Genomic DNA, 886 nt, shown 5'->3' on the forward strand with positions numbered 1-886 from the left:
TCCGCATATTGCACTTCGCGTACCCACGGGGTAACATCGCTTGAAAATGAAAGATTTTTGGGTGTTTCGAAGTGCTCCATTGTGGGTCGGTATGCCGGCCATCTGTCGTTAGACGCGAAATATCGAAGTACGCGACTAGTACCTACCCGGTTTTGGTTGAAACAGATGCCGGGCTCGGAATTGTGAAAGCGGCGAACAACCGCCAAGGCACTGCTGCATTGGTATCCGAGCTTGTCTCGGCAGAATTGGCGTCCTGGTTGGGGTTGTCTGTCCCGCCGTTCTCAGTGATCCATACGATCGATATTGAAATCATGATGGAGCGGCCCCTCGAAGCGATGGAGGCCCCGCTATTTTTTTCGCGGTTCGTTTCTAACGCCGTGACCCGCGACGGGACGGATAACCTGATCAAAAAGCTTAGCCGCCCAGATGACGTCTCGCGCCTGGTCATCTTCGATACCTGGATTCGGAACGTTGACCGTTTTGACAACGCGGGCTCAAACAGCGACAATCTTCTTTTCGCCCCGATCAAGAGGCGATATGAGCTGACGCCGATAGACCACACTCACTGCTTTACAGACGATATCAGCGGATTTGAGGTGGGAATTGCGCGCGTGGAATGGATCGAGGACCCAAATGTTTACGGTCTGTTTCCAGAGTTTGAGCCACACATAACCGCTCTTGCCGTCGACAACGTTCTGAACGATCTATCAAGCCTGACCAGGGTAAAGGTGGAGGAGATAGTCGCCTCAGTTCCGGCGCTATGGGGGCTTGGACCGGGGATGTCCCGAAGTTTGTTGAACTTCGTTGAGCGGCGATGCCGGGTTGAACGTTACGCGGCCCTCGATGCAGGGGCAATGAACTTTTCGGCATTTTGGCGCTGATGGGC

1 protein-coding gene is annotated in these 886 nt (G+C 54.0%); it reads left to right on the top strand.

The window, feature by feature from the left end:
* The first annotated feature begins 182 nt into the window (after positions 1-182).
* The gene (locus tag VQ045_RS21800) at positions 183-881 is read left to right on the top strand and encodes a HipA family kinase (RefSeq protein WP_331831622.1); all 699 of its coding nucleotides are present in this window, start codon (positions 183-185) and stop codon (positions 879-881) included.
* The last annotated feature ends 5 nt before the right edge of the window (positions 882-886 follow it).

Source organism: Aurantimonas sp. E1-2-R+4 (assembly GCF_036549515.1).
GTDB lineage: Bacteria > Pseudomonadota > Alphaproteobacteria > Rhizobiales > Rhizobiaceae > Aurantimonas > Aurantimonas coralicida_A.